Source organism: Mesomycoplasma ovipneumoniae SC01 (assembly GCF_000218525.1).
Classification (GTDB): Bacteria; Bacillota_I; Bacilli_A; order Mycoplasmatales; family Metamycoplasmataceae; genus Mesomycoplasma; species Mesomycoplasma ovipneumoniae_A.
In genome coordinates, this window is record NZ_AFHO01000033.1 from 1 (window position 1) to 2,023 (window position 2,023).

General features: G+C 30.9%; 1 protein-coding gene. It reads right to left on the minus strand.

Annotation, left to right across the window (positions count from 1 at the left end; translation table 4 throughout):
- Nucleotides 1-211 precede the first annotated feature (211 nt).
- Entirely contained in the window at nucleotides 212-1,924 is a 1,713-nt protein-coding gene (locus MOSC01_RS04770; protein ID WP_010321503.1) for an endonuclease/exonuclease/phosphatase family protein, read from the minus strand.
- Nucleotides 1,925-2,023 lie beyond the last annotated feature (99 nt).

The following is a 2,023-nucleotide window of genomic DNA, read 5'->3' on the forward strand; positions in this document are numbered from 1 at the left end:
ATAATTTTGTACTTATTTTATCAAGATTTTCCAAAATGTTATCTACATTTTTATATTTTTCTACTAATTTACTTGATAAAAAGCAGTAAAAGTACAATTATGTAAACCACAATAAATTAAGCTTGGATTTTTTATCAATGCACTAATATTTGGAGGAAAAACACTGAAATTCATAGGTTTTTTTGATTAATTTTGAAAAAATTGATCTATTTTAATCAGTATCAGATTCGCTTAATTCAAGGTCAAAATAAATCATTGTATGATCTGAAATTACCTTAATTCTTTCCATATTTTTTGGATCACCGGTTTTATCTTTTGTTGGTCTATTATCTTGCTTGCGCATTTGGTCATATTCTTCTAAATTGACTGTGTTATTCTCAAAAATTGAATATAAGTCGTATTTTTGTGCATTTTTTGTCTTTAAATCACCTTTATAAAAAATTTTGTCATAAGAATTTGCATATTCACCAAATTTTTTAGAAGATAAGGTTGTTTTTTCATCTTTATGAAGAAGCAATTGGTATGACTCTAATGTTGACTTAAATAATTTTTCGGTGTTTTTAGTGAGAATATTTGTGTCACCCATGAAGATTATCTCATTATTTGGGCCATCTTTTTCGTCAATTTGTGCTAAAACATTAACTAAATCACGAGCCTCATTTGCTTCTTGATCACCTTGACCAGGAGCTTCAGGATCAGCATTTTCCTTACGATTTCTATTAGTCCCTTTATATGTACCTGGGGCATCAAAATGGCCAATTGCTAAAGTAAAATCATTTTTAATATTAGTTTTAGTTTGAAATTTAACAGCCGCAACCGGTCGAGCTCATTTCTGTAATTTTATACCTTCTTGAATTAAATAAGGATTAGAATTTGGCTCAAAATTTATTGTTTCAAGAAGTGAGGACTTATATAAAAAAGTATATTTTTCTTGTTGTCTTTCTTTCCCATATTTGTCAGTAGTTATTTGTTTTCAACCAGCAGAAGGATTTAATTTTTCAAGTTCTTTTACAATATCAGCCCCATCACCAGTTGTAGTAATTTCGGCAAGACCAACAGCATCACTTCCAGAAGAATTTATAACTTTAGCAAGAGCATAAGTTTTGGCGGTATTTGCTTTTTTATTATTTGTTTTGTTTGTGTATCTTAGAATGTTCCAAAAACCTACGCGAATTGATTGGCTATTATCTTTTTGTAAATTTTTTTCAGGTCCTTGTGTTTTTTCTTGATTTTGCTTTTGCTTTTCAGTCTCGTCGATCGGGGTGGACAAATCTTTTTCTACATTTTTTTCAGGTTCTTGACTTTGTTCTTGATTTTGATCTTGCTTTTGAGCTTCATCAACCGAAGCAGACAAGCCTGTTTCTACATTTTTTTCAGATACTTGACCTTGTTCTTGATTTTGCTCTTGCTTTTGAGTCTCTTCAACCAAAGCGGACAAGTCTATTTCTGCATTTTTTTCAGGTTCTTGGGCTTTTTGTTGATTTTGACCTTGCTTTTGAGTCTCTTCAACCGAAGCGGACAAGTCTATTTCTGCATTTTTTTCAGGTTCTTGATTTTGTTCTTGACTTTGATCTTGCTTTTTAGTCTCTTCAACCGAATCAGACAAGTCTGTTTCTACATTTTTTTCAGGTTCTTGGTTTTGTTCTTGATTTTGATCTTGCTTTTTAGTCTCTTCAACCGAATCAGACAAGTCTGTTTCTGCATTTTTTTCAGGTTCTTGATTTTGTTCTTGATTTTGACCTTGCTTTTGAGTCCCATCAACCGAATCAGACAAGTCTTTTTGAGGTGAAGTTTCACTTTTATTTATAATAATTCCCGTTCCACTTTGTTCTCCGGTAGATGAAGTATAAATAAAATATGTACCAGCACCAACAGCTGCCGCAGATCCTGCGAAAATAAGTGGGAATAAAATAGCTTTTTTCATTTTAGATTAAATTTTTTTGTTAATTAATTTCCTTTTTCGATAATTCAATTAGAGCATCACTAACTTTTTTTAACTCAAGTTCATTTAAAATGTTTAGTA